General features: G+C 72.0%; 14 protein-coding genes and 3 tRNA genes. 9 read left to right on the forward strand and 8 right to left on the reverse strand.

Going from position 1 to position 26,753, the window contains the following annotated elements; translation table 11 throughout:
• Nucleotides 1-49: 49 nt before the first annotated feature.
• The 4 genes from OG709_RS10320 to OG709_RS10335 all read right to left on the reverse strand — a co-directional run bounded on the left by OG709_RS10320 (nucleotide 50) and on the right by OG709_RS10335 (nucleotide 2,067).
• Nucleotides 50-1,212, reverse strand: a protein-coding gene (locus tag OG709_RS10320) for an IS3 family transposase (RefSeq protein WP_326694943.1) whose coding sequence is annotated in 2 segments (ribosomal slippage) — nucleotides 50-925 and nucleotides 928-1,212 — 1,161 coding nt in all. Because the reading frame shifts where the segments join, the coding sequence is not laid out codon by codon here.
• Nucleotides 1,213-1,661: 449 nt separating this feature from the next.
• Nucleotides 1,662-1,735, reverse strand: a tRNA-Ile gene (locus tag OG709_RS10325).
• Between the two features lie 181 nt (nucleotides 1,736-1,916).
• Nucleotides 1,917-1,989, reverse strand: a tRNA-Asn gene (locus OG709_RS10330).
• Nucleotides 1,990-1,994: 5 nt separating this feature from the next.
• Nucleotides 1,995-2,067: transfer RNA gene (locus OG709_RS10335), tRNA-Asn, on the reverse strand.
• Nucleotides 2,068-2,234: 167 nt separating this feature from the next.
• On the opposite strand from OG709_RS10335, the gene OG709_RS10340 reads away from it, so the two are divergent.
• From OG709_RS10340 to OG709_RS10355, 4 genes are all read left to right on the forward strand, one after another.
• Complete coding sequence (locus tag OG709_RS10340) at nucleotides 2,235-2,534, forward strand: YtxH domain-containing protein (RefSeq protein WP_250298192.1); 300 nt, start codon at nucleotides 2,235-2,237, stop codon at nucleotides 2,532-2,534.
• A 30-nt stretch (nucleotides 2,535-2,564) separates the two neighbouring features.
• Nucleotides 2,565-4,010, forward strand: coding sequence for an FGGY family carbohydrate kinase (locus OG709_RS10345; RefSeq protein ID WP_329165730.1), 1,446 nt, complete (start codon nucleotides 2,565-2,567; stop codon nucleotides 4,008-4,010).
• A 108-nt stretch (nucleotides 4,011-4,118) separates the two neighbouring features.
• Nucleotides 4,119-5,852, forward strand: a complete 1,734-nt coding sequence (locus tag OG709_RS10350; RefSeq protein WP_250298194.1) for an ABC transporter ATP-binding protein — start codon at nucleotides 4,119-4,121, stop codon at nucleotides 5,850-5,852.
• Nucleotides 5,852-7,774 carry an ABC transporter ATP-binding protein gene (locus OG709_RS10355; RefSeq protein WP_250298195.1) on the forward strand — a complete coding sequence of 641 codons (1,923 nt, stop codon included), beginning with the start codon at nucleotides 5,852-5,854 and terminating at the stop codon, nucleotides 7,772-7,774. The genes OG709_RS10350 and OG709_RS10355 overlap by 1 nt, the downstream gene beginning before the upstream one ends.
• A gap of 175 nt (nucleotides 7,775-7,949) precedes the next feature.
• On the opposite strand, the gene OG709_RS10360 is transcribed toward OG709_RS10355, so the two are convergent.
• From OG709_RS10360 to OG709_RS10375, 4 genes are all read right to left on the reverse strand, one after another.
• A complete protein-coding gene (locus OG709_RS10360) occupies nucleotides 7,950-9,173 on the reverse strand; it encodes a sigma-70 family RNA polymerase sigma factor (protein WP_250298197.1) in 1,224 nt (407 codons plus the stop codon).
• Between the two features lie 191 nt (nucleotides 9,174-9,364).
• Nucleotides 9,365-11,266, reverse strand: coding sequence for a DNA primase (gene dnaG / locus OG709_RS10365; protein ID WP_326694941.1), 1,902 nt, complete (start codon nucleotides 11,264-11,266; stop codon nucleotides 9,365-9,367).
• A 98-nt stretch (nucleotides 11,267-11,364) separates the two neighbouring features.
• Complete coding sequence (locus OG709_RS10370; protein ID WP_329165735.1) at nucleotides 11,365-12,642, reverse strand: NAD(P)/FAD-dependent oxidoreductase; 1,278 nt, start codon at nucleotides 12,640-12,642, stop codon at nucleotides 11,365-11,367.
• A gap of 160 nt (nucleotides 12,643-12,802) precedes the next feature.
• On the reverse strand, nucleotides 12,803-14,083 hold the full coding sequence (locus OG709_RS10375; protein ID WP_266643295.1) for a deoxyguanosinetriphosphate triphosphohydrolase: 1,281 nt from the start codon (nucleotides 14,081-14,083) through the stop codon (nucleotides 12,803-12,805).
• A 165-nt stretch (nucleotides 14,084-14,248) separates the two neighbouring features.
• Here OG709_RS10375 and OG709_RS10380 point away from each other — a divergent pair, with 165 nt between their 5' ends.
• The 5 genes from OG709_RS10380 to OG709_RS10400 are packed head-to-tail and all read left to right on the forward strand — an operon-like array spanning nucleotide 14,249 to nucleotide 26,720.
• A complete protein-coding gene (locus tag OG709_RS10380; protein ID WP_329165737.1) occupies nucleotides 14,249-15,127 on the forward strand; it encodes a DUF4132 domain-containing protein in 879 nt (292 codons plus the stop codon).
• Nucleotides 15,124-20,031 carry a hypothetical protein gene (locus OG709_RS10385; RefSeq protein WP_329165738.1) on the forward strand — a complete coding sequence of 1,636 codons (4,908 nt, stop codon included), beginning with the start codon at nucleotides 15,124-15,126 and terminating at the stop codon, nucleotides 20,029-20,031. The genes OG709_RS10380 and OG709_RS10385 overlap by 4 nt, the downstream gene beginning before the upstream one ends.
• Nucleotides 20,028-21,185: an ATP-binding protein gene (locus OG709_RS10390; RefSeq protein WP_250298206.1), complete on the forward strand. Its 1,158-nt coding sequence runs from the start codon at nucleotides 20,028-20,030 to the stop codon at nucleotides 21,183-21,185. Before OG709_RS10385 ends, OG709_RS10390 begins: the two co-directional genes overlap by 4 nt.
• Entirely contained in the window at nucleotides 21,172-24,876 is a 3,705-nt protein-coding gene (locus OG709_RS10395; RefSeq protein WP_329165740.1) for a DUF5682 family protein, read from the forward strand. Before OG709_RS10390 ends, OG709_RS10395 begins: the two co-directional genes overlap by 14 nt.
• Nucleotides 24,873-26,720, forward strand: coding sequence for a hypothetical protein (locus OG709_RS10400; protein WP_329165742.1), 1,848 nt, complete (start codon nucleotides 24,873-24,875; stop codon nucleotides 26,718-26,720). Before OG709_RS10395 ends, OG709_RS10400 begins: the two co-directional genes overlap by 4 nt.
• Nucleotides 26,721-26,753 lie beyond the last annotated feature (33 nt).

Raw genomic sequence — 26,753 nt, forward strand, 5'->3', positions numbered from 1 at the left:
TTGCCGGTGTAGCAGTTGGGTCTGATGCAGGGTTGGGTGACAAGTTCAGTCACGCGGCCTGGAGGGCCGGTGTGGTCATGACGGTTTCGAATTCGACAGGGGTCAGTCGGCCGAGTGCGGCTTGTCGACGGCGCCGGTGGTAGGTCTTCTCGATCCAGGTCACGATGGCGATCCGCAGTTCCTGGCGGGTGGCCCACGTGCGGCGGTCGAGGACGTTCTTCTGCAGCAGGCTGAAGAAGGACTCCATGGCTGCGTTGTCGCCCGCCGCGCCGACCCGTCCTATCGAGCCGACGATCTGGTGGTGGCCGAGTGCGCGGACGAATTTCCGGGACCGGAACTGCGACCCGCGATCGCTGTGCAGGACGCACCCGGCGACGCTGTCACGCCGGGCAACAGCGTTGTCCAGGGCGGCGACGGCCAGGCGGGACTTCATCCGCTCGTCGATCGAGTAGCCCACGATCCTCTTGCTGAAGACGTCCTTGATCGCGCAGAGATACAGCTTCCCTTCCGCTGTGGGATGTTCGGTGATGTCGGTGAGCCAGAGCCTGTTCGGGCCATCCGCGGTGAAGTCGCGGCGGACGAGGTCGTCGTGCACCGGCGGACCGGACTTCTTGACCCTGCCGCGTTTTTTGCCGAACACGCTCCACCAGCGGTTGTCCCGGCAGATCCGCCACGCGGTCCGGTCCGCCATGCCGGCTCCCGTGACTCGTGCTTCGTCAGCCAGGAAGCGGTAACCGAACTCCGGGTCCTCGCGGTGGGCGTCGAACAACGCGTTTGAGCGATACGCCTCCTCGACCGCAGCGTCGGTCACCGGCTTGTCGAGCCAGCGATAGTAGGGCTGTCTGGCGAGCTTCAGGACCCGGCACGCGACCGTGACGGGAACCCCGTCCACGGCCAGCTCCCTTACGAGCGGGTAGATCCTTTTCCCGGCAAATACGCCTGCGACAGGTAGGCCGCAGCCCGGCGCAGGACCTCGTTCTCCTGCTCCAGCAGCTTGATCCGCCGACGTGCTTCGCGCAGTTCCGTGCTCTCCTGGCCGGTCGTACCGGGCTTCGTCCCGGCGTCGCCGTCCGCCCGGCGCATCCACTTCCACAGCGTCATCGCGTGAACGCCGAAGTCGGCGGCCACCTGCTCGACCGTCACACCCGGGGCGCGGTTCCTCGCGACCCGCACGACATCCTCGCGGAACTCTTCCGGATAAGGCTTGGGCACAGCGACATCCTTCCCACCTGCCCTACAGGGCAAGCCAGTTCAGATGTCACCCGATCGTGCATCAGACCCCTGAGCGCGGGTCGACTCGTCCCTGACGTAGCTCGCGCCCTCGGTGACCGGAGCATCCCCGCAGGCGCAGGTCGCCCACGGGGCACCTGGTCGACCCCAATATCTGCCGGCGCGGAACCGGCGCCCTTCGGAGCAACCCTGACGGAGAGCGAGGGCGACAGCCCAATCACTCAACTCTCGAAACGAGGCGGGTGGGACGCCCCATCACGCATCCCACGGAGGCGCCACGACAAAAGCCCAGGTCACAGCAGCCAAAGACTCATCCGCCACACGCGAGGACGCACACTCGCCACACCCCCGTTAGGCGTCCGCCACACGCAAAACAGCCCCCGAAAAACACGTTTCCCCAGGTCAGAACGATTCTGCCTGGGGATACTCGGTGGGGCGGGTGGGACTCGAACCCACGGCCGACGGATTATGAGTCCGCTGCTCTAACCGGCTGAGCTACCGCCCCTTTACGGCGTGGCGCGCACACCTGTGCGCGCCGTCTGCCGCAGCATAGCCGCTCATACGATCTCCTGCCTCGGATGGTCGGCTTCGCCTGACCATGAGGACTGCGCTGCAGGCCGGGCGGTTCCACCAGGGTGGGAAAGACACACGAAAAAGGGCCCCGGGGGGCCCTCTTCCGTCATGTGCTCCCCCGACTGGACTCGAACCAGTAACCCTCCGGTTAACAGCCGAATGCTCTGCCAATTGAGCTACAGGGGACCGCGCTCCCCCGACTGGACTCGAACCAGTAACCTGCCGGTTAACAGCCGGCTGCTCTGCCAATTGAGCTACAGGGGATTGCTCTTTGCACCGAACGTACCCGTCCGAACGATCCCGGGGGGCGTGTGCTCGCTGCGACACATACATTAGCGCAAGCAGGGGGGTGCTCCGCCAATCGGTTCCGCCCCGGGTGATCACGCGCGTTGCCGGGTAGGCGGGCAGCACCGGCACAAGGGAAGGCAGCCATGCGGTACAAGCTGACGTTCGTCGTTGGACTCGCTCTCGGATACGTGATCGGCACACGGGCCGGGCGGGAGCGTTACGAGCAGTTGAAGAAGTCCGCCCGCCAGGTCGCGGAGAACCCCGCCGTGCGCAACGCCGCCGAGGCCGCAGCGCAGAACGGGCGGGATGTCGCGGGCAAGGCTCTCCACACGGTGAGCGAGAAGGTCGGGGACCGGATGCCCGAAGCGATGGCCCAGCGGGTCCGCTCGCTGCGGGAGCGCAACGGCGCCGTGGAGGACGACTGGGGCACCACCAACACCTGACGTTCCGGTTGTACGGCACAATCGGTCCGCATGGGGATAGTCGCCGGTCTTGACAGCTCTTCCGCGTTCACGCGCATCGTCGTCTGCGACGCGGACACAGGTGCCGTGCTGCGGCAGGGGTACGCGCCGCACCCGATCGACCCGAAGGTGTACGAGGTCGATCCGCAGGCCTGGCTGCTCTCGCTCGGCGAGGCGGCGGCCGGAGGCCTCCTGGAGGGCGTGCAGGCCATCGGCGTCTCCGCGCAGCAGCACGGTCTGGTGCCGCTGGACCGGCAGGGCAATCTCGTACGTCCCGCGCTGGTCGGCAACGACAAGCGGGCGCAGGTCGCCGCGGCGGATCTGATCGACTCGCTCGGCGGCCGGTCCGCGTGGGCCGAGGCCGTCGGGTCCGTACCGCAGTCCGCGCAGCCGGTGGCGAAGCTGCGCTGGCTGGCGAAGCACGAGCCGGAGGCCGCCGCGCAGGTCGCCGCCCTGCTCCAGCCGCACGACTGGCTGGTGTGGCAGCTCCTGGGCCGCCCCGCCCGGCGGATCACCGACCGGGGCGCGGCCTCGGGTACCGGCTACTGGTCGGCGGCGACCGGCGCCTACCGTCCCGACCTGGTGGAGCTGGCACTCGGTCACCCGGCCGCGCTGCCCGAGGTGCTCGGCCCGTCCGACACGGCGGGGACCACCCCCGAAGGGCTGCTGATCTCCGCCGGGACGGGCGAGACGATGGCCGCCGCGTTCGGGCTCGGGGTCGCGGCCGGGGACGTGGTCGTGTCGCTGGGCGCTTCGGGTTCGGTGATGGCGGTGCATCACGAGGCGCTGGCCGACCCGTCCGGGATGATCACGTCTTTCGCCGACGCGACCGGCATGCATCTGCCCGTCGTGCATACGCTCAACGCCGTACGGGCCCTGCGCGGCACCGCCGAGCTGCTCGGGGTCGAGGATCTGGAGGCCCTTTCGGCCCTCGCGCTGACCTCCACCCCCGGCTCCTCCGGACTCGTACTCCTGCCGTACCTGGAGGGCGAGCGCACCCCCGACCTGCCGCACACCGCGGGGACCCTGTCCGGGCTGCGGCGTGAGTCGATGAAGCGTGAGCATCTGGCGCGGGCCGCCTTCGAGGGCATGCTCTGTTCACTGGCCGACGCGATGGACGTACTCCGGGACCGCGGCGTCGAGGTGCGCCGGGTGTTCCTGCTGGGCGCCGCCGCCGAACTGCCCGCCGTCCGGGCCGCGGCGCCCGGGATCTTCGGGGCGCAGGTCGTCGTACCGCAGCCCGCCGACTACGCCGCGGTCGGCGCCGCGAGGCAGGCCGCGTGGGCTCTCGGGGTCTCCCGGGGAACGCTGGACGCGAAGACCCCGCCCGCCTGGCAGGGCGCGGCGGCGCAGGTGCTCGAACCGGGCGAGGAACTGGCGGTGGGGCAAGCCGTGCGTAAGCAGTACGCAGCCACCCGTGACCAGATCCATCCGGGAGCCTTCGGCGAGCCGTCCTGATGCGGTCGTCTTGACCTGTCCTTGAGGAAAACAGTTAGTTTCGGGAGGGCCGGTACCGGAAACTGGGGGGATCTGCCCTGCCGGACCGCCGACCCCGAGAGACAGCGCGTGCTCATACAACTCCTGCGGACGTACCTGCGTCCGTACAAGAAACCGATGGCCCTGCTGGCGCTGCTTCAGCTGTTCCAGACCTGCGCCACCCTCTACCTGCCGACTCTCAACGCGGACATCATTGACAACGGTGTCGTGAAGGGTGACTCGGGTTACATCCTGACCTTCGGTGGCGTCATGATCGCCATCAGCGTGGTCCAGGTGATCTGCAACATCGGCGCCGTCTACTTCGGTGCGCGGACGGCCTCCGCCCTCGGCCGGGACATCCGTGCCGGGGTCTTCGACCGGGTGCAGTCCTTCTCGGCGCGCGAGGTCGGGCACTTCGGGGCGCCGTCCCTCATCACCCGCACCACCAATGACGTCCAGCAGATCCAGATGCTGGTGCTGATGTCGTTCACGCTGATGGCTTCGGCGCCGATCATGTGTGTGGGCGCCATCGTCCTGGCGCTCGGACAGGACGTACCGCTCTCGCTCGTCCTGGTCGCGGTCCTCCCGGTCATGCTCGTCCTGGTCTCCCTGATCGTCCGGCGCATGCGCCCGCTCTTCCGGCAGATGCAGGTCCGGCTCGACACGGTGAACCGGGTGCTGCGCGAGCAGATCACCGGCAACCGCGTCATCCGCGCGTTCGTCAAGGACGACTACGAGAAGGAGCGCTTCAAGGGCGCCAACACCGAGCTGACCGAGGTCTCCCTGGGGACCGCGCGGCTGATGGCGCTCATGTTCCCGACGGTGATGACCGTGGTGAACGTCTCGTCGATCGCGGTGGTCTGGTTCGGCGCGCACCGGATCGACAGCGGGGCCATGCAGATCGGGGCGCTGACCGCGTTCCTCTCGTATCTGATGCAGATCGTGATGTCCGTGATGATGGCCACCTTCATGTTCATGATGGTGCCGCGTGCGGAGGTCTGTGCCGAGCGGATCCAGGAGGTGCTCGGCACCGAGTCCAGCGTGGTGCCGCCGCTGGAGCCGGTGCGGGAACTGGTCAGGCACGGCCATCTGGAGATCCGGGGGGCCGGTTTCAAGTACCCGGGCGCCGAGGCTTCGGTGCTGCGGGACATCGCCCTGGAGGCGCTGCCCGGTGAGACGACCGCGGTGATCGGATCGACGGGCAGCGGGAAGTCGACGCTGCTCGGCCTGGTGCCGCGGCTGTTCGACGCCACCGGCGGCGAGGTGCTGGTGGACGGCGCGGACGTCCGGCAGATCGATCCCACGCTACTGGCGAAGACCGTGTCGCTGGTGCCGCAGAAGCCGTATCTGTTCTCGGGGACCGTCGCGACGAACCTGCGGTACGGAAACCCGGACGCGACCGATGAGGAGCTGTGGCACGCGCTGGAGGTCGCGCAGGCCAAGGACTTCGTGGAGAAGCTGGAGGGCGGGCTGGACGCGCCGATCGCCCAGGGCGGCACCAATGTCTCCGGCGGGCAGCGGCAGCGGCTCGCGATCGCCAGGACGCTGGTCCAGCGGCCGGAGATCTACCTCTTCGACGACTCCTTCTCGGCACTGGACTACGCGACGGACGCGGCGCTGCGGACCGCGCTGCGGCTGGAGACCGCCGAGGCGACCGTGGTGATCGTCGCGCAGCGCGTCTCCACCATCCGCGACGCGGACCGGATCGTCGTGATGGACGAGGGCCGGGTGGTCGGAACCGGCCGCCATCACGAGTTGATGGACGGCAATGAGACATACCGGGAGATCGTGCTCTCCCAGCTGACCGAGGCGGAGGCAGCCTGATGGCCGGTCCTGGTGGACGCATGATGATGGGGCCGACCCAGAAGTCCATGGACTTCAAGGGGTCGGGCAAACGGCTGCTGCGGATGCTCGCGCAGGACCGCCCCGCGCTCTTCGCGATGCTGACGGCCGTGGTCGGCAGCGTCGCTCTCTCGGTGATCGGGCCGAAGATCCTCGGCCGGGCGACCGACCTGATCTTCGGTGGGATCATCGGCCGGCAGCTGCCGGCGAGCACGACCAAGGCGCAGGCCCTTCAGGGGCTGCGCGCCAAGGGCCAAGGCGCCATGGCCGACATGCTCTCCGGTGTCGACTTCACTCCGGGCCAGGGCATCGACTTCACCGAGGTCGGCAAGATCCTGCTGCTCGCGCTGGCGGCGTTCGTCTGCGCGGGCCTGCTGATGCTGACCACCACCCGGCTCGCGGCGCGGATCATCAACCAGGCCGTGTACCGGATGCGTGAGGAGATCCAGGCGAAGCTGTCGCGGCTGCCGCTGTCGTACTACGACAAGGCGAAGCGCGGCGAGGTGCTCAGCCGGACGACCAACGACGTCGACAACATCGGCCAGACCATGCAGCAGACGATGGGACAGCTGGTCAACTCGCTGCTGACCATCATCGGTGTGCTGGTGATGATGTTCTGGATCTCCTGGATCCTCGCGCTGGTCGCGCTGGTGACCGTACCGCTGTCGGTCCTGGTGGCGACGCGGGTCGGCAAGCGGTCGCAGCCGCAGTTCGTGCAGCAGTGGAAGGTCACCGGCAAGCTCAACGCCCACATCGAGGAGATGTACACCGGGCACGCCCTGGTGAAGGTCTTCGGGCGGCAGGAGGAGTCGGCGGAGGCGTTCCGCGAGCAGAACGACGCGCTGTACGAGGCGGGCTTCAAGGCGCAGTTCAACAGCGGGATCATGCAGCCGCTGATGATGTTCGTCTCCAACCTCAACTACGTGCTGGTGGCGGTCATCGGCGGCCTCCGGGTCGCTTCGGGCTCGCTGTCGATCGGTGACGTCCAGGCCTTCATCCAGTACTCGCGGCAGTTCTCGCAGCCGCTGACGCAGGTCGCGTCGATGGCGAACCTGGTGCAGTCGGGCGTCGCGTCCGCCGAGCGGATCTTCGAACTGCTCGACGCGGAGGAGCAGGAGCCCGACGCGGAGACCGCCGAGCGGCCCGAGAACCTGCGCGGCAGCATCTCGCTGGAGAAGGTCGCCTTCCGGTACTCACCGGACAAGCCGCTCATCGACGATCTGTCGCTGTCGGTGGAGCCGGGGCACACGGTCGCGATCGTCGGTCCGACCGGCGCGGGCAAGACGACCCTGGTGAATCTGCTGATGCGGTTCTACGAAGTGACCGGCGGGCGGATCGTGCTCGACGGTGTCGACATCGCCAGGATGTCCCGTGAGGACCTGCGTTCCGGCATAGGGATGGTGCTCCAGGACACCTGGCTCTTCGGCGGCTCGATCGCGGACAACATCGCGTACGGCTCCTCGCGTCCGGTCACCCGCGAGCAGATCGAGGAAGCGGCCCGCGCGGCCCACGCCGACCGCTTCATCCGCACCCTCCCCGAGGGCTACGACACGGTGATCGACGACGAGGGCACCGGGGTGAGCGCGGGCGAGAAGCAGCTGATCACGATCGCGCGGGCGTTCCTGTCCGAGCCGGTGATCCTGGTGCTGGACGAGGCGACGAGCTCCGTCGACACCCGTACCGAGGTGCTGATCCAGAAGGCGATGGCCCGGCTGGCGCACGGTCGTACGAGCTTCGTCATCGCACACCGGCTGTCCACGATCCGGGACGCGGATGTGATTCTGGTGATGGAGAGCGGGGCGATCGTCGAGCAGGGGTCGCACGAGGAGCTGCTGGCGGCGGACGGGGCGTACGCGCGGTTGTACGCGGCGCAGTTCGCGCAGGCAGTGGTCGAGGTCGACTGAGCGGAGCGGCCGGTCCAGTGATGGACCGGCCGTCGCGGGGACGGGGTCCGGAGGGGCAGCTGTCACGGCACCGGGGGCAGGTGCGGGGGCCGAACGGGAGCCGGGCTCGCGGCGTCGAGGGGGCGCCGGAGCGGGGCGCAGGCGCGCGGTGTCGGGGCCGGGCCTGAGGGCCGGGTCAGTCCAGATAGCCGCGCAGCTGCTCCGCGAACGCGTGGTCCCGCAGCTTGTTCAGCGTCTTGGACTCGATCTGGCGGATACGCTCCCGGGTCACCCCGAAGATCCGCCCGATCTCCTCCAGGGTGCGCGGCCGTCCGTCGGCCAGCCCGTAGCGCAGTTGAACGACCTTCCGCTCCCGCTCCCCCAACGTCGAGAGCACGGCGTCCAGATGCTGCCTCAGCAGCAGGAACGCCGCCGACTCCACGGGAGACGCCGCATCGCCGTCCTCGATCAGGTCGCCCAGCGCCACATCGTCCTCCTCCCCCACCGGGGCATGCAGCGACACGGGTTCCTGGGCCAGCCGCAGGACCTCGGTGACGCGTTCGGGGGTGAGATCGAGATGAGCGGCGACCTCGTCGGCGGTGGGCTCCTCGCCGCGTTCCTGGAGCATCCGGCGCTGCACCCGCACCACCCGGTTGATCAACTCGACCACATGGACGGGGACTCGAATGGTCCGGGCCTGGTCGGCCAGGGCGCGGGACATCGCCTGCCGGATCCACCAGGTCGCGTACGTCGAGAACTTGTAGCCCCGGGCGTAGTCGAACTTCTCCACGGCCCTGATCAACCCGAGGTTTCCCTCCTGGACCAGGTCGAGCATGGTGAGCCCGCGACCCACGTACCGCTTGGCGACGGAGACCACCAGCCGGAGGTTGGATTCGATCAGGCGGCGCTTGGCCATCCGGCCGAGTACGACCAACTTGTCCAGATCGACGGCGAGTCGGGAGTCGAGATCGGAGGAGCCCGACAGCCGCTCCTCGGCGAAGAGGCCCGCCTCGACCCGTCGGGCGAGCTCGACCTCGTCGGCCGCCGTGAGCAGTGGGATGCGGCCGATCTCACGTAAGTACTGGCGGAAGAGGTCGGAGGACGGGCCACCGGAATCGGCCGTGGCTCTGCGGCGGGGCGGCTCGGGGGTCTCCGCCAGGTCCTCCATGGCGGGCTCGGGCGCGGACGGCCCGTCGTCGGCGGTGGGCCGGATCTCGGGGTGATGTGCGGCCGGGCCCTGCGGTGGAACCGCCGTGGCCACATCGGTTTCGGTCAGGGTCCGGGTCTGCACGGGGGCGGCCTCCAGGGGGACTGCCGGATCGGGGGCGTGCGGCAGTGGAGCATCGGCGGCCGGGCCGATCCCGTCCCCCGTTCGCGGGTCGGTCTCGGACACCGCTGTCCAGTGTGGGGTACGACACATCGCCGCCACGAGGGGCGTGCGGTGACTTTCTGGTTCCCCAGCGTGACTTTCCGGCCCGCGGCCAATCCTGCTTCCCGGGGAAGCGCAGTGATCCGTCGGCACGGGGAGGGAGCGCACCGGTCGGAGTACGCCGGGGCGGCGCTCCGGGGCGGCGCTCCGGGTCAGAGCGCTTCAGGTCGGAGCGCTCCGGGTCAGAGCGCCTCGGCGCCGAGGTTGCGCAGGGACCGGCCGTACTGCTGGAGGGTCCAGAGTTCGTTCTGGACCGCCGCGTACTGTTCCGCGTCGCCCTGGGTGGACACCCGGGCCAGGGTGGACTGGACGTCGGTGATGCGGCGGTCCACCGCGCGGAGCCGGACGCTGACCAACTGGTCGCCCGCGTACACCTCGTCGACCGTACGGCGCATGATCGCTTCCACGGCCAGCTCGGTGACCACGGCGCGGACCGTGTCGTCGGGGGCGGCCCCGCGGACCCGGGTGAGGTACTCGAAGGAGTCGGTGATGCCTTCCTCGGCGCCGCCCGCCTCCATGATCGCCTCGCGTACGGCGGCGTACGGCGGGGCGGTGAACTCGTCGGCCCCGTACGCGTCGAAGGCCGGGGAGACCAGTTCGGGGCGCTGGAGCGCCAGCTTCAGCAGCTCCCGCTCCGTGCGGTGGGCGGGGCTGCGGAGGTTGAGTGCGGGGCCGCCCGCGGGGGCCGGGTCCGGCCGGGTCCCGGGCTGGGGGCGACCGCCGCGCGCGGGCGTCGGTGCGTTGCCCCGGCCGCGGGCCCACTGGGCCAGCTGGCTGATGCGCTTGACCACGAACTGGGTGTCGAGGATGCCGACCATTCCGGCCAGCTGTACGGCCACCTCGTGCTGGGAGGCGCTGTTCTTGATCCGGGCGACGATCGGTGCGGCTTCGTCCAGCGCCGTCGCACGGCCCGCCGGGGTCTCCAGGTCGTAGCGGGAGACGATCTGGCGGAGCGCGAACTCGAAGAGCGGGGTGCGGGGTTCGGCGAGGGTGCGCACCGATTCGTCGCCCTGGGCGAGCCGCAGGTCGCACGGGTCCATGCCGTCGGGGGCGATGGCGATGTAGGTCTCGGCCGCGAACTTCTGGTCGTCCTCGAAGGCGCGCAGGGCGGCCTTCTGGCCGGCCGCGTCACCGTCGAACGTGAAGATCACGCGGGCGCTGCCGTTGTCCATCAGGAGCCGGCGGAGGATCTTGATGTGGTCGGTACCGAAGGCCGTGCCACAGGTGGCGACCGCGGTGGTCACCCCGGCCAGGTGGCAGGCCATGACATCGGTGTAGCCCTCGACGACGACGGCCCGGCTGGACTTGGCGATCTCCTTCTTGGCCAGGTCGATCCCGTACAGGACCTGGGACTTCTTGTAGATCGACGTCTCGGGGGTGTTCAGGTACTTCGGGCCGTTGTCGTCGTCGCGGAGCTTGCGCGCGCCGAAGCCGACGACCTCGCCGCTGATGTCCCGGATCGGCCACATCAGCCGGCCGCGGAAGCGGTCGATGGGTTTGCCGCCGCGGGTCTCCTGGGCGAGGCCGGAGGCGAGCAGCTCCTTGTCGGAGAACCCCTTGCCGCGCAGGAAACGGGTCAGGTGGTCCCAGCCCGCCGGGCTGTAGCCGACGCTGAAGTGGGTGGCGGCGGCCTGGTCGAAGCCCCGCTGGGCGAGGAACTTGCGCCCGATCTCGGCCTCGGCGCTGTCGAGCTGGTCGACGTAGAACTGCGCGGCTGCCTTGTGCGCCTCGACCAGCCGGATGCGCTCGCCGCGCTGGCTGTTCGGGGTGTAGCCACCCTCTTCGTACCGCAGGGTGATGCCCGCGGTGCCCGCCAGCCGCTCGACCGCCTCGCTGAACGAGAGGTGGTCGATCTTCATGATGAAGGCGAGGGTGTCCCCGCCCTCCTGGCAGCCGAAGCAGTGGAAGAGGCCCTTGGCGGGGCTCACCTGGAAGGAGGGGGACTTCTCGTCGTGGAAGGGGCACAGACCCTTCAGGTTTCCGCCGCCCGCGTTCCGCAACTGGAGGTACTCGGAAACGACGGCGTCGATCGGGACCGCGTCCCGGACCGCCTTCACGTCGTCATCGTTGATCCTGCCTGCCACGCATGAAGTCTACGGTCCGGGTCGGACAGTCCGTGCTGCCGATCCCCGGCCGGCCGCGGCCGGGGGCGCGGGCCCGGCCGCGGACCAGCCCGGGAGGATCACCGTGCTTCGGGTCGGATTCCCAGCGTGGCCAGGTCCACCGACGGGTCCGCCAGCGCTTCGGGGTCCAGCGTCGCGCCCGAGCGGATCAGCCGCTGGAGCTGTTCGGTGACGTCCCACACATTCACGTTCATCGCGGCCAGCAGCCGGCCGTCCTTCAGCCAGAAGGCGATGAACTGGCGCTTCCCCGCGTCACCCCGGACGATCACCTGGTCGTAGGAGCCGGGCGGCGCCCACCCCGAGTACTCCAGGCCCAGGTCGTACTGGTCGGAGAAGAAGTACGGGATCCGGTCGTACGCGACGTCCTGGCCGAGCATGGCGCGCGCCGCCGCCGGGCCTTCGTTCAGGGCGTTGGCCCAGTGTTCGACGCGCAGCCGGGTGCCGAGCAGCGGATGCTCGGCGGCGGCCACGTCCCCTGCCGCGTAGATGTCCGGGTCGGAGGTGCGCAGCGAGGCGTCGACGGCGATGCCGCCGCCGTGCGCGCGGTCGACGAGCTCCAGACCGGCCGCCTCCGCGAGGGAGACGCGCGGGGCGGCGCCGATCGCGGCGAGGACGTCGTGGGCCGGGTGTTCCTCGCCGTCGTCGGTCTGGACGGCGAGGACCATGCCGTCCTGGCCGGTGATCTCGGTGAGGCGGGCGCCGAAGTGGAAGCGGACGCCGTGCTGGGTGTGCAGGTCGGTGAAGATCTGGCCGAGTTCCGGGCCCAGCACGGCGTGCAGCGGGGTCGGGTGCGGTTCGACGATGGTGACCTCGGCGCCGTAGCCGCGGGCCGCCGCCGCCACCTCCAGGCCGATCCAGCCTCCTCCGGCGATCACCAGATGGCCGTTGTCCCGGCCGAGGGAGGCGAGGACGTGGCGCAGCCGGTCCGCGTGGGCCAGGCGGCGCAGATGGTGGACGCCCGCCAGCCCGGTGCCTGGAATGTCCAGCCGGTGCGGTTCGGCGCCGGTGGCCAGCAGCAGCTTGTCGTAGTGGATGGCGGTGCCGTCACCGAGCCGTACGACCTTGACGGCACGGTCGATCTCGACGACCGTCTGGCCGAGGTGCAGCTCGATGTCGGCCTGCGCGTACCAGGCCGGTTCGTGGACGTAGACGCTGTCGCGCTCCTCCTTGCCCGCCAGGTACCCCTTCGACAGCGGCGGGCGCTCGTAGGGGTGGTCGCGTTCGTCCCCGATGAGGATCACGCGGCCCGCGAACCCTTCGGCGCGGAGGGTTTCGGCGGCCTTCGCCCCCGCGAGCCCTCCGCCGATGATGACGAACGTCAGATGTGCGTCGACCACTTGATGCCTCCTTGTAGTGCGGGCGCCGCTTGCGAGCGTCCCGCACGGAGTGTGATGGGGGAAGAGGTGTGAGGTGTTGAGGCTCACGCACGGTCAGGAATGGCCGGTCATGATGGCATGTCGGCCGGTCCGGAACCCCGTCCGGGCCGCCGGCCGCCGGTCAGTGACGGCCGGTCAGCCGGGCGTGCAGGGAGCGCGCCGAGGCATCGGTGAGCGAGCCGATCTGGTCGACGATCACGCGTTTGCGGCTGCGTTCGTCGGGTGCCGCGTCGAACAGGGTCCGGAACTGCGGGTCCAGCCCTTCCGGCGCGCGTCCGGTCAGTGCCTCGGCCAGTTCGGCGAGGACGACGCGCTGGTCGGCCCGGAGCCGCTCCTGCTCCTCGCGCTGCATGACGTACCGGTCGGCGACGGCTTTGAGCACGGCGCATTCGAGCCGTGTCCGGCGCGGGACGACCAGTTCCGCGGCGTATCTGGTGAGCGGTCCCGTGCCGTACGACCGGCGGGTGGCGCTCTCGGCGGCCAGACAGAAACGGCCGATGAGCTGGCTCGTGGCGTCCTTCAGCCGGGCCTGCGCGACGGCCGTTCCGTCGTAGCCGTGCGGCCACCAGTCCTGGGCGAGCAGTCCGTCCAGGGCTTCGGCGAGCTCGGCCGGGTCGGTGTCGGCCGGCACGTAGCGGCCGACGGCCACGGCCATGATGTCGGCCCGTTCGGGCGCGGAGTGCAGGCAGTTGGGGTCGATGTGGCCGGCGTGCAGCCCGTCCTCGACGTCGTGCACGGAGTACGCGACGTCGTCGGACCAGTCCATGACCTGGGCCTCGAAGCACTTGCGGTCCTGGGGGGCGCCGCGCCGGGCCCAGGCGAAGACGGGCAGGTCGTCCTCGTACACGCCGAACTTCACCGAGCCGGGCTCGGTGGGATGGCCGCCGCGGGGCCAGGGGTACTTGGTGGCGGCGTCGAGGGCGGCGCGGGTGAGGTTGAGGCCGACGCTGACCAGCTCGCCGGTGGTCTGCGAGGTGACGAACCGCTTGGGTTCCAACCGGGTCAGCAGGCGCAGTGACTGGGCGTTGCCCTCGAAGCCGCCGCAGTCCGCGGCGAAGTCGTTGAGCGCCAGTTCGCCGTTGTGCCCGAACGGCGGATGCCCCAGGTCGTGGGCGAGACAGGCCGTCTCGACGAGATCGGGGTCGCAGCCGAGTGCCGCGCCGAGCTCTCTTCCCACCTGGGCGCATTCCAGGGAGTGCGTGAGGCGGGTGCGCGGGCTCGAGTCCCAGACGCGGCTGCGCGAGCCGGGGGTGACCACCTGTGTCTTGCCCGCGAGGCGCCGCAGCGCGGCGGAGTGCAGCACGCGCGCACGGTCGCGTTGGAAGGCGGTACGGCCTGGTCGCTTGTCCGGCTCGGTGTCCCAGCGTTCGAAGTCGGTCGGGTTGTACGCGGTGCCTTCCATGCTTCGACAGTACTGAGTTTCACCTCGCGGACGGCGCCGGGCCCGCCAGGTGGCGGTTCAGGTGGTGTCGGGCGGTCCTGGCCCGTCCGCCCGTCCGGGCGTTGTCAGACCCCCCGCCTACTGTGATCCACAGAACGAACCTGAAGGTCGGGAGGGGGTCTCGCCATGGGCTGGATCAGTACATCGGGTGGGTATGCCGTCACTCTGGACGGCGCGCGGCTGCGCTGTCGGAACGCGGCAGGGCGCGAGCTGAAGCAGGTGCCCGCCAAGCTGCGGGACGACGCGGAGGTCGTACGGCTGCGGCAGTTGGCACAGTGGCTGGACCGGCACGAACGGGAGTGCCGGGAGCAGGTGGACACCTGGCTGGTGCGTTCGCTGCCGGTGCCCGCGGAGCTGCTGGCGCGGGTCTGGGCCGACACGGCATGGCAGGGAGCGCTGCGGGACCTGGTGGTGGCGCCGGTGCGCCCCGACGGTTCCCCGGACCTGGCGCGCGCCGGGTTCCTGCGCGACGCGGACCCCGAGCGGGGTATCGGCGTGGTGGACCTCGACGGGGATTCGGTGCGGCTGGACGCCGGGGCGGTACTGATGCCGCACCCGGTTCTCCTCGAAGACCTGGCGGAGCTGCGGGAGTTCGCGGCGGAGCTGGGCGTCGAGCAGGGGATCGAGCAGCTGTTCCGCGAGGTGTGGCCGATACCCGCCGAGCTGGACGGTGCGGCGCAGGAGTGGCGGGCCTACGCGGACGGGAAGTTCGAGGAGCTGCGCCACGCGACGGCGCGAGCGGTGTCGCACGGCTACCGGGTGCGCGGCGGGTCCGCCGTCTGCTCGCTGGTGGAGGACGGCCGTCCGCTGGAAGCGGCGTACTGGATCGGCGACGACTACCCGGAGGGCGAGGCCTGCACGGGCGGTCTGGAGTGGCGGGGCGCGGGCGGTCGGCGGCTGCCGCTGCGTGAAGTCGGGCCGGTGGCCTGGTCGGAGGGGGCGCGGATGGCCGCGCTGGTGTACGCGGGTCGTGTGGTGCGGGACGAGTCGGAGGGGGAGCTGTGAACGGACTTCTTGAGGCGGGGGCGGTGCTGCCCGCGGGTGGCGCCGAGGGCGACGCGCTGACGGCGCGGGCCTACGAGCATCCGGTGCTGGAGGGGCGCACGGTCGTGCGGCTGGTCCCCGAGGCGATCGGGCCGGCCGAGGATCTGGCCCTGGAGTACCTGGGGTTCGGCGCTGCCGCTCCGGTGGTGGTGGGCCGGGTGAAGCGCCGTTCGCTCGGCTTCCCCGCCTGGGCGCTGGTCAACGACCCGGCCAACGGTCACCATGCGCTGGCCGTGGTCAAGGAGATGGAGCGGCTGACCCGGCTCGTCACCAGTAAGCCGGGGCATGCCAAGGACGGCTTCGACGAGATCGGTGTGCGGCTCGACCGGTCGGTCCCGCACTTCCTGCCGACGTTCTACGAGCAGGTGGCGCGGCTGTTCCTCGCGGCGGAGTCGCAGCAGCAGGCGTCGACGTTCTTCGGGAAGGCGCGGGCCGCCGAGCAGCGGCACGCGCTGGAGGTCGACGAGGACCGGCTGCGCGAGGTGTTCCTGGAGTTCGCCGGGGCGGGCGCGCTCAGCGGCAAGGCGATGCGTGACCACGCGAAGGGCCTCGCGGAACGGCTGTCCGCGGAGGCGGCGTACGCGGAGTTCCGGACGCTCTCGGTGGAGCGGTGCGGGGCCGGACTCGCCCCGTACGCGGGCATGCTGGAGGATCTGCGGCGGCTCGCGAGGAGTGCGGGTCTCGACGCGCGGGCCGAGGAGCGGTCGGTGCTCGGCGAGATCATCCAGCTGGGCGGGATGAACCGCGCGGCGGCGAGCTTCTGGAAGTCGGCGCTGCCCGCGCTGGCGGAGGCCGCGGCCGGTGACAGGACCGTCCAGGAGCGGCTGTTGGCCCTGTTGCCGACCGCGGGCGGTGACTCCACGGCGGAGTTCGACGCGGCCTGGCTCGGCGTGCTGGAGACGTGCGGGGCCATCGATCTGCTGACCGACGGCACGGTGCCGGCCGCCGAGTGGCTGGCGTCCTGGGCGGCGCACCGGCAGCGCGGCTGGCGGCAGTCGAGGCGTCTTGCCGACGAGCTGGCACTGGTGGAGCGGCTGGCTCCACGGCTGATCGCGGACGGGACGCCGGTCGAGCTGGTCGGCGGGGGCCGCAGGCGTGCCGATGTGGATCTGGATCTGCTGGACACCTGTCTGGCGGCCGGAATCCCGGTCGCCGATCCGGTATCCGGGGCGCGACCGCTGGATCTGCGCGAGTGGCTGGCCGACGACGGGCCGGGCCGCCGGGATCTGGCCGTGCTCCTCTCGGACACCCGTTTCGTTCCGATGGTGCGGCAGGCGGTGGAGAACCTCGCGACGTACGGCGGCTCCGGGAACGGCCCGTCCGCACGGTTGGGGAAGGCGGCCGAACACCCTTCGCTGCACGGCGCGATGGCGGGCTGGCTCGACGACCGGGCCGAGGAGCTGGGGCAGCCCCTCGGGCTGCCCGGTCTGAACTCCCTGCTGTCCAGGGTCGCCCGGTTCTCCGCGCCTTCCGTGCTGGCCACATCGGAGGCCGCGACACAGCGGATCACCACCTTCGACCCGGTGCCGGTCCTCGGCCGTACGCTGCGGGCGGGCATCCTCGACGAGCTGGGCTGGCCCGCGCTGGAGCAGGCGCTGGGCACGCTCGGCGAGGTGGACGCCCCCACGCAGGGCGGGCGTTACTTCACCGCGCGCGACCGGTGGTACCGGGCCGAGGACGCCTGGCCGGCACTGGTCGTGCGCACCGGGCTCCAGGTCGCGCTGGCCGGACCCGACGCGGTGCTCGATCAGCGCACTCTCCCGATGCCCGGTCCGAACTCGCACGGCGAGCCGATCGTGCGCCATGTGGACGGACAGTGGCTGGTCGCCTCGTGGCACAACGGCGAGTGGCGGGCCACCTGGTCGGGACGCCAGGCCGACGTGTTCCGGCCGACGGGACTCGACGGCGCCGCATACACCGACCACACGGTCTCGCTGCCGCTGCCCGAGGGCGGACGCTGCTACGGCGGTCGCCCGGTGCACGCGGGCGACACCTCCTTCGCGGAGCAGCGCCGCGAGGTCGCCTCGGACGGCGTCTCGTACTGGGTGCTGCACGAGGGCCGTTGGTACGAGTACGACCCGCAGTCGGCGCGGCGCGGCCGGGCCTCGGTGCCCGCGGTCTTCGACGCGGCGCTCGCCCAGGCGCTCGCCGGTGCCGGATCCGGCACCGGAACACACCTCGAAGAGCGGGCGAGCCAGCTGCTGCCTGTCCCGCCGGGGCTCGAAGCTTCGCCGTTCGGCACAAAGGACGGGCTGCTGGGCTGGTCGGTGACGTACGAGGCGGATTCCGGCGCCCGGACGGCCTGTTCGGTCGACGGGACGCGCGGTCTGCCCACCACCGACGGCTACCCGGTGGCGCCGCTGCGGCTGCCCGCCGGTGCGGTGCTGCATCCGGTGCGTACGGGCCACGGCCGCGGAGTGGTCGAACTGCGCGACACGCAGGGCGTGGTGGTCGGCCAGGTGACGCCGCGCGAGGGCGGTGGCGTCCATGCGGCGGGCACCCGGTTCGTACCGCCGCTCTGGTACTGGCACGCGCTGCGGCCCCGTGACGAGCAGGGTTCCGCGGTCCTGCGGTCGGTGACCGACGCGGACGCGGCGGCGTTGCTGGCCGCTGTCGACGAAGGTCTTGACGCGGCCGGGGCGGTGGCCCGGGTGCTGCCCGGGATCACCGATCCGGCGCTGGCCGCCGGGGTGGCCGGGCTGGTGACGGAGACGGTGCGGTGCCGTGAGCGCATCGCCCAACTGGCCGAGCGGGCCGCCGCCCCGGCCCCCGCGAAGTCCACCCGCGTCGTACGGGCGGCACGGGACGGACTGCTGCTCAGGTCACTGGGCGGGCTGCTGGAGTCCGGCGGCTACTGGTCCAGCCATTCCGACGCCGAAGGCACCACGACGCTGGACCACCTCCACCTGTTCCAGGCGCTGCTGAACGAACCGCGGAGCGCCGCGACCACACAGGTGAACCTGGCGGACACCCGGGTCGAGTGGCAGCGGTTCATCGGCGAGGGTATGGCGACCGTGGCCTTGCGGGCCGTCTCGTCGGGTACGGACGCCGAGGAGCGGGCCGCGGCAGCCGAGTTCGTCGAGGCCGCGCTCGCCGCCGGGCCGGACGGGGACTCGCTGCTCGCCGACCCGCGCGGGCGGCTGCGCACGCTGCAGCTGTGCTCGCCCCCGATCGCCGGACACACGGGCATCGGAACGGTTCACCGCGCGGGGAACCGGCTGGTCCTGCTCACCAACTCGCAGTGGCACCGGGGTGACCGCAAACACTGGACGGCCGTCGAGTACGACCCGGCCGGGGAGTTCGGGCCGTGGGAGGGCTTCACGATCCATGAGTCGCAGGTGCACGGCGCGCCCGGCGACCCCGTGCGGGCACCCGCGCTGCGCAAGCTCCTCGCGCTCGCCGAAACCCGGGGGCCGCTGGCCTTCCGGCCCGAGCAGGCCATCGGGTTCGCCAAGGCCACCGGGGTGAGCGTGGGGGCGGCCCTGTTGCTGCTCCTGGGGCTCCCCCGGCTGCACGAGAGCGGCCGGGACGGGCTGCCGGGCGCCGCGTGGCTGGACCCGCTGGGGCTGAAGGTCACCCAGGTCAAGTCCGCCAGGGAGACCCTGCAGGAACTGCGGGGAGGACAACGGCGCCATTTCCCCGGGCTGCTGATTCCCACCGACCCCGAGGCGGTCGAGCCGCTCTGGGAGAGGGGGTTCGACCTGGGTCCCCTGACGCGCGAATGGATCGCGGTGCACGGCAAACAGCGGGCCATGCCGCAGCCGTTGCTGGACCGGGCCGTACGGGAGGGCCTGGTGGCGGCGGAGGTGCAGCTGACGCTCAACCCACAGCTGGACATCCGGCTCCGGGGCCGCACCGTACAGCGGGTCGAGGACGGCGAGGTGACATGCGCGGAGCCGGCGAAACTGGTCGGCCTCCCGCACCTGCTCGGCCTGGCGACCCGGCTGCGCTGGCTGGCGTACCGGCTGCCGTACGGCGATGCGCTGCGGGCGGTGCTCCCCGAAACCCTGCGTGCGGTGCGCGACCGGCTGACCGATCCGGGGCTGCTGCTCCAGGTGGACCAGGGATGGACCCAGCCCGGCGTGCTCTCGCTCTCCGAGCGGGTCCGCGAGATGTACGCCATGCCGAAGACCGGCGGCGAGAACGCGGACGGGCTGGTGCCCGCGGGCCCCGCGCTGGTGCTGGGACCCAACCGGTACAGCGGCCTGTACGGCCGGGAGACGGTGTGGCTGCGGCCTGCCGCCCTGTCGGAGAGCAGTGCGGCGGCCGGGGACGACGCCGTGTCCGACAGCGGCGGCCCGGCGCTCCAGTTGGTGCTGGCAGCCGCCGACGACCCGAGGCCGCTGGGGGCGCTGCGCACTCTGCTGAGCCCGGAGTTCATGGATCTACTCAGTGCCGACGGCCCGGCCGGGGCCCCGCAGGACCCGACGGTTTCGGCGCCGGGGCCGCTGTCGGACGCGGCTGACCGCTTCGGTCTGTCCCCCGACGCGGCGGTCGTCTATCTGATGCTGCTCGCACTGCCCGATCCGACCGACCGCAACCAGGCGGAGTGGACGGGCTGGAAGCCGGCCAGGCTGAAGCGCGCGCGGGCCGAACTGGCCGCCACCGACCTGGTCCTGGAGGCCAAGCGGGCACGTGCGGGGCGGTCGCTCTTCCTGCCGGGCGGCTGGCTGGAGCGCCGCACACCTCAACTGCCCCACGAGCTCTGGAAGACGGCGCTGCTCGCGGAGGCCGACGGCAGTTTCGAAGTGCCGGACATTCCGGTTCCCCAGCTGTACGAGCGGGCATGGCAGCGGGTCGTCGACGGCGACGCACCCGGGTTCGAGGAGTTCACGGGGCGCGAGCGCGGAAGAGGCAGGCGATGACGGAGACGACGGCCGGGACGATGACGGGGTCCGGCAGGCAGCTCGAACTGGCCGAGGAGCGCTACGCACGGGAACTGGAGTTCCTCGCGGTGTACGACGGCGGCCCGCGGCCACCGGGCTGGCGGCTCACGCCGCGCGCGGTGGTGCTGTTCGTCTGCGGTTCCGACGGCGAGGCCCTGCGCACGGCGGAGGGTGAACGGCTCTGCGTGTCCCGGAAGTTCGTGGGCGACCGGGCCCTGGTGGAGCGGTGCGTGGTAACGCTGGCGGGTGAGCGGGGCCTGCTGCTGGTGGGTGAACCCGGCACCGCCAAGTCGATGCTCTCCGAGCTGCTGTCCGCCGCCGTGTGCGGCACCAGCACCCTCACCGTCCAGGGCACGGCGGGCACCACGGAGGACCAGCTGCGCTACGGCTGGAACTACGCGATGCTGCTGGCCAAGGGCCCCAGTCGGGAGGCGCTGGTGCCCTCCCCCGTGCTGACGGCCATGACGCGCGGCGCCGTGGTCCGGATCGAGGAGGTCACCCGCTGTCTGCCCGAGGTGCAGGACTCGCTGGTCTCCCTGCTCTCGGAGCGCCGGATGTCGGTCCCGGAGCTGGCTGGTGACGAGGGCGGCGACGGCACGGTGCATGCGGTGCCTGGCTTCACCCTGATCGCCACGGCCAACCTCCGGGACAAGGGCGTCTCCGAGATGTCGGCGGCCCTCAAACGGCGCTTCAACTTCGAGACGGTCGGCCCGATCGACGATCTCGACGCGGAGACGGCGCTCGTACGGAGCCAGGCGACGGCGGCGCTGGCGCGTGGCGGCGCCCCGTTCGGAGTCGACGACACGGTGCTCGAAGCGCTGGTCACCGCCTTCCGGGATCTGCGCACCGGGCGCAGCGCCGAGGGCTGGGAGATCGAGCGCCCGTCCACGGTCCTGTCGACGGCCGAAGCGGTGCAGGTCGCCGCGGCGATGGGGATAGGTGCCGCCTATCTCGGTGGCGGGCGCGATGTCGTACGGACCCTGCCGGGTCATCTGCTCGGCACGGTCCGCAAGGACGATCCGGCCGACCACGCCCGGCTGCTCGGCTACTGGGACGGCCCGGTCCGTCGGCGTGCGGAGGCCGGCGCTCCGCTGTGGCGCACCTTGTGGGAGCTGCGTGATGAGCTCACCTGAGGAGGCACTCGCCGCGCTGGCAGGGTGCCGTTCTCCGTATCTGATCGGGGTACGGCACCACTCCCCCGCGCTGGCGGCTGCCGTGCCCGCGATGCTGACGGCCGCCGCGCCCGAGGTGCTGCTGGTGGAGCTGCCGGAGGAGTTCGCACCCTGGCTGGAACACCTCGGGGACCCGGCGACGGTCCCCCCGGTGGCTCTGGCCGGGAGCGGCGGCGGGGGCGGGCTGGTCTTCCTGCCGTTCGCGGAGTTCTCCCCGGAGCTGGCGGCCATCCGCTGGGCCAGGGAGGCGGGGGTGCCGGTGGTGCCGTTCGATCTGCCGTTGTCCGCACGGGAGTCGGGCGCACGGGAGTCGGAGGTCCCAGAGTCGGAGGTCCCAGAGTCGGAGGTCCCAGAGTCGGAGGTCCCGGAGTCGGAGGTCCGGGCCGAGAAGACCGATGGCTCCCGGAGCGGGCAGCTGACGGCCGCGCTGCGGGCGCGGGCCGGCGGGCGGCCCGGGGACGATCTGTGGGACCGCCTCGTCGAGGCCGTGGCTCCCGGCGCCGCACCGGAGGCGCTGCGTCGTGCCGCGCTACTGGTCGGCTGGGCGCTGCGTACCGACGCGGGCGAGGTGGACCCGTACGACCTGCGGCGCGAGGAGAACATGCGGCAGCGGCTGGCCGAGCACGCGGGACGCCGGACGGCCGCGGTGGTCGGCGCGTTTCACGGACCCGCGCTGACCGGCGGGACGCCCCGACCCGCGCTGAGCGGCGGGACGCCCCCTGTCGACGCTGCCCACGCTCCGCTCCGGACGTCTCTCCCCGATACCGCTCGCGGTGCGGACCCGGACGCCGTGGTGACCTCTCTGGTGCCGTACGCCTACCCGCTGCTCGACGAGCGCTCCGGTTACCCCGCGGGCATCCGGGACCCCGAGTGGCAGCGCGGAGTCTTCCTCGCCGGGGGCGAACCCGCCCTGCTGGACGAGCTGTTGACCGCGACGGCGGTCCGTGTCTGCGCTGCGGTACGGGCCGCCGGGCACCCGAGTGGACCTGCCGACGCACGGGAGGTGGTGCGCGTCGCGCGTGACCTGGCGACGCTGCGCGGGCTCCCGGCCGCCGGACGCGGTGAGCTGGTCGAGGCGGCCCAGACCGTGCTGACCCAGGGGCAGTTGCTCGGTCGTGGCCGGGTCGTCGCCGCCGCGATGGAGCGGACCCTGGTCGGCGACCGGCAGGGGCGGCTGGCCCCGGGCACGCCCCGGTCCGGGCTGGCACCCGCCGTGGAGGCGCTGCTCGTCGAGCTGTCCCTGCCCGGCCCCGATGCCCCCGGGAGACGCGAACTGCGGCTCGACGCGCTCCGCTCCGGCCCGGACCGCCGGCGCGAGGTCCTTCTGCGGCGCCTCACGGCCTGCCGGGTCCCGTACGGGGAGGAGACCCGGGTCACCGGGGCGGGCGACGCGGTCGCGCTGACCACCCGCTGGACGGTGACCTGGTCTCCGGCGACGGCCGCGATGCTCGATGTCGCGGGTGTCCACGGGGTCACGCCGGAACAGGCCGCGGCCGGAATGCTGCGCCGTCGGCGCACCGCCGAACGGCAGCAGGGCGGACCGACCGCTGCCGAGGTCCTCGCCGGGCTGTCGGAGGCGGCGCACTGCGGGCTGCCGGACCTTGCCGCGGAGCGCCTGGCCGAGACCGCCGAGCTGCTGCCCCGCACCGGTACGCTCTCCGAACTGCTGGACGGAATGGCCCTGTTGGACCGGATCGGCGCGGGCCATGTGCCGGGCCTGCCCACCGGCTGGGAGACGTCCGCGGTGGCATCGGCGTACGAAGAGGTCGCCGCGGCCGGGGTCCGGGCGCTGGACGGGCTGGCAGGTTCCACCGAGCCGGACGACGCCCGCGCACTCGTCTCGCTCGCCACCCGGGCCACCGGTTCGGACGGCGGGCTGCGCCTCACCGACGCGGTCGCCCGCCTGGAGTCGGACGCCACCCCGCTCATCCGCGGGGCCGCGGGCGCCGCACGGGTGCTGCTCGGCCAGCGGGACGCGGGCGAGTTCGGCCGACGGCTCGCGTCCCGGGTCGACAGCGCGTCCACGGCCGAACTCCGCGCGGACCTGGCGTCGTTCCTGCGCGGCGTACTGCTCGCCGCAGGGCCGCTCCTGGAGACGGGGCAGGCACTGGACCCGCTGGCCGAGCGGGTCGAGGCCCTCCCGGACCGCCCGTTCCTGGACCGGCTGCCCGCGCTGCGGGCCGGTTTCGACACCTTGGCACCGGCTGCGCGGGCCCGGCTGCTGGCGACGGTGGAGGACCGTACGGGCATCGCGACGGGCACCCTTCCCGCATCGGTCTCCGACCCGGTGGCCCTGGCGCGCCTCGCCCTGGCAGATCTGGCGGGCCGTGAAGCGCTGCTGACAAGGGAGTTGGTGGTTCGCGGGCAGACGGAGGGACCGACCGGACCGGGCGGTGCGCCTGCCGCAACGATCACAGGCACACCGTCCGCCCTCGTACCCGTCGCTTTCGGGCCCACAGTTTTCGTGCCCACCGCAGGCACACCCACCGCAGGCACACCCACCGCCCCCGTACCGGTCGTTCACCGTTCGGCGGACGCGCTGACGCCTGCTGAACGGTGGCGGCTCCTGCTGGGACAGGGGCGGGGAATGACAGGCCGTGCGGGCCGGCTGGCCGCCGCGCTCGACGAGTTGTACGGCCGGGGCCGCGGTGAAGGGGCACGCGGTGAGGACGGCGGTGGAACCGGCGGCGGCGCCGAAGCCTCGTACCCCGATGTGCGGACCTGGTCGGAGGAGCTGTCCGCGCTGTTCGGGCCCGGAGTGCGCGAAGAGGTGCTCGCCGCTGCCGCCGACGCGGGACGGCTCGACGCCGCCCTGGAACTCGATCCGGGGTCGGCCCGCCCGTCCGTGGAACTGCTGCGCACCGTCCTGTCGTACGCGGGTGGCATGCCCGAGCAGCAGCTCTCCCGGCTGCGGCCCCTGGTCGCCCGGCTCGTACGGGAGCTGACCGAGGCCCTGGCCTCCCGGTTGCGGCCCGCGCTCACGGGCCTCGCCCATCCGCGCCCCACGTACCGCCCCGGCGGTCCGCTCGACCTGGGCCGCACGCTGCGCGCGAACCTGGCGACCGCGCGCCGCGACCCGGACAGCGGGACGGTGACCGTGCTCCCGGAGCGGCCGGTCTTCCGTACCCGCGCCCGCAAGTCCGCCGACTGGCGCCTCGTCCTGGTCGTCGATGTCTCCGGGTCCATGGAGGCGTCGACGGTCTGGGCGGCGCTGACCGCGTCCGTGCTGGCCGGTGTTCCGGCGTTGAGTACCCACTTCGTCGCCTTCTCCACCGAGGTCCTCGACCTGACCGACCAGGTGGAGGACCCGCTGAGTCTGCTGCTGGAGGTCAGCGTCGGCGGTGGTACGAGCATCGCGCGCGGCCTGCGCCACGCCCGCGAGCTGGTGACCGTGCCCTCGCGCACGCTGGTGGTGCTGGTCAGCGACTTCGAGGAGGGCGGCCCCGTCGGACCGCTCCTCGGCGAGGTGCGGGCGCTGGTGGACGCGGGCTGCCATGTCCTGGGCTGCGCCTCGCTCGACGACGAGGGGCGGCCTCGCTATGCGGCAGGCGTGGCCTCCCAGTTGGTGGCGGCCGGAATGCCGGTCGCGGCGCTGAGCCCCTTGGAGCTGGCCCGCTGGGTCGGCGAGCGCGTAGGAGGTACGCACCGATGACCGCACTCCCTCCGGTGAGCACCGAGGTGGCGGCTGCCGCCCTCGACCTGCTGCCTGCCCGGCTGCGCAAACGCCTCGACGGAGCGGTGGCGAAGGCAGCCGGGTGGCCGGTACAGGTGGTCGCCGACGGGCTGGTCGTCAGAGTGGCCGAGGACACGGCGGTCACGCTGGTACTCAGCCCGGCGGGGATCGTGGCGGACGCGGACGACGCGGTCTGCTCATGCCTGCTGGCACCGGCCTGTCTGCACCGGGCGGCCGTGCTGTCGAGCGCCCCACTGGCAGAACCGCACGCGGAAGCAGAACACGAGGAGGTAGAACACGAGGAGGTAGAACACGAGGAAGCAGAACACAGGGAAGCTGACGGGGACGAAAGCACGGGGCCGGGGCCGGAGCCGGAGGCCGCGTCGACGACCGATCGCACCGGGTCGCCCACGCCGGATCACACCAGGTCCCTCACCTCGGAGCACACCAGGCCACCCACGCCGGAACAGGAGCCCCAGCCGTACCCGGGCGCCGACGGAACCCCCGGTGTCCCAGCGGCAGCGCACGCCCTGTGGGAGGCGGGAACGGAGGTGCTGAGTACGGGAGTTACCGGAGCAGGCGCACACCACCGCGCCCAACTGCTCCATGCGGCGCACTCCGCGCGCCTCGCCGGGCTCCACGAGGAATCGGCCACCGCCGTGCGGATCGCCCGCCATCTCGGGGCCGCGCGGGAGAACGACCCGGCGTTCCGGCTGGCGGAGCTGACCGACGAGCTGACCGGGCTGCTCGACGCCGTACGGCGGCCGGGGCGCGCCACGGCCGCCCGGCGCGACTACCGCCCCGGCGGACCGCTGCGGCTGCACGGTCTGTTCACCGAACCGGTGGTCACCGCGTCCGGTTACTCCGGCGCCACCACCCATGCGCTGGCCCCCGACGGGACCCTGCGCACGCTCTCGGACATCGCGCCCGGCGGCCCCGGCCGCGCCGTGCAGGCCGCGGGCTCATCCGTGCCCGGCGGCTGTGCGCTCCCGCTGCGCGAACTGGGCGCGGGAGGCGGGGTCATCCTCACCTCGCCCACGGTCTCGGCGGACGGCCGGATCGGCGGCGGAAAGCAGGTCCGTTCCGTCCGGGCGTCCGGCGCCGAGTGGCACGAGGCACCGCTCGACGCGCTCTGGCAGCAGCCGCCCTCCGCCCAACTCGCCGCGGTTCTGAGGGCTCCGGCCGCGAGCCCCGCGGGCGGCGGGCTGCTGTTCCTCGACGGGACGCTCACCACCGACGGAGCGCTCGCGGTCACCCGGGGCCCGGTGCTGCGTCTGCTCGCCCCGGACGAGCGGCCGGAGTTGCCGTACGCCGAGAATCTGCGCCTGCTCACCTCGTATCCCGGTCTTCCGCTGCGGCTGATCGGCCGGATACGGCAGGACCGGCCGGGCGGCATCAGCGTTCTGGCCGCTTCGTGGACGGCCACGGACGGCAGCGAGTTCCGTGCCGATCTGGGGCTGCGCCGGCTGAACCGTGCACAGTTGCCCAGCGTGGTCCCCCCGTCCGGGAGCATGACCGGCACGCCCCTGGTGCTCCCGGTCGAGCTGGACCTGCTCCGGCGCGCGGTGGACCGTACGGTCGCGGGCGGACGGCCCGTCGCGGCGGCGGACGACGAGCTGCCCGGCCGGCTGCGAGCCGCGGGTCTGACCACGGGCGCCGACTGCGCACACGCCCTGACCGAGGCGGCAGCGGCCCGCCACCACGACGTGCTCGGCCGGCTGCTCCCCACCGACAAGGACGCGTTCGCGACCGCGTGGCTCGCCACCGCCCTGTATGCGCGGGCAGCGGTCGCAGCACTGCTGGTGGCCGCCTGGACAGCCTGATGGCGGCGCCCCCGGACACGCCCGCGCCGAGAG

Source organism: Streptomyces sp. NBC_01267 (assembly GCF_036241575.1).
Lineage (GTDB): Bacteria > Actinomycetota > Actinomycetes > Streptomycetales > Streptomycetaceae > Streptomyces.

Excerpts from the sequence above, each read along its gene's own strand:
- OG709_RS10400 (WP_329165742.1), top strand. The coding sequence starts at position 24,873 with ATGACCGCACTCCCTCCGGTGAGCACCGAGGTGGCGGCTGCCGCCCTC.
- OG709_RS10380 (WP_329165737.1), top strand. The coding sequence starts at position 14,249 with ATGGGCTGGATCAGTACATCGGGTGGGTATGCCGTCACTCTGGACGGC.
- OG709_RS10345 (WP_329165730.1), top strand. The coding sequence starts at position 2,565 with ATGGGGATAGTCGCCGGTCTTGACAGCTCTTCCGCGTTCACGCGCATC.
- OG709_RS10360 (WP_250298197.1), bottom strand. The coding sequence starts at position 9,173 with ATGTGTCGTACCCCACACTGGACAGCGGTGTCCGAGACCGACCCGCGA.
- OG709_RS10375 (WP_266643295.1), bottom strand. The coding sequence starts at position 14,083 with ATGGAAGGCACCGCGTACAACCCGACCGACTTCGAACGCTGGGACACC.
- OG709_RS10340 (WP_250298192.1), top strand. The coding sequence starts at position 2,235 with ATGCGGTACAAGCTGACGTTCGTCGTTGGACTCGCTCTCGGATACGTG.
- OG709_RS10355 (WP_250298195.1), top strand. The coding sequence starts at position 5,852 with ATGGCCGGTCCTGGTGGACGCATGATGATGGGGCCGACCCAGAAGTCC.
- OG709_RS10395 (WP_329165740.1), top strand. The coding sequence starts at position 21,172 with ATGAGCTCACCTGAGGAGGCACTCGCCGCGCTGGCAGGGTGCCGTTCT.
- OG709_RS10390 (WP_250298206.1), top strand. The coding sequence starts at position 20,028 with ATGACGGAGACGACGGCCGGGACGATGACGGGGTCCGGCAGGCAGCTC.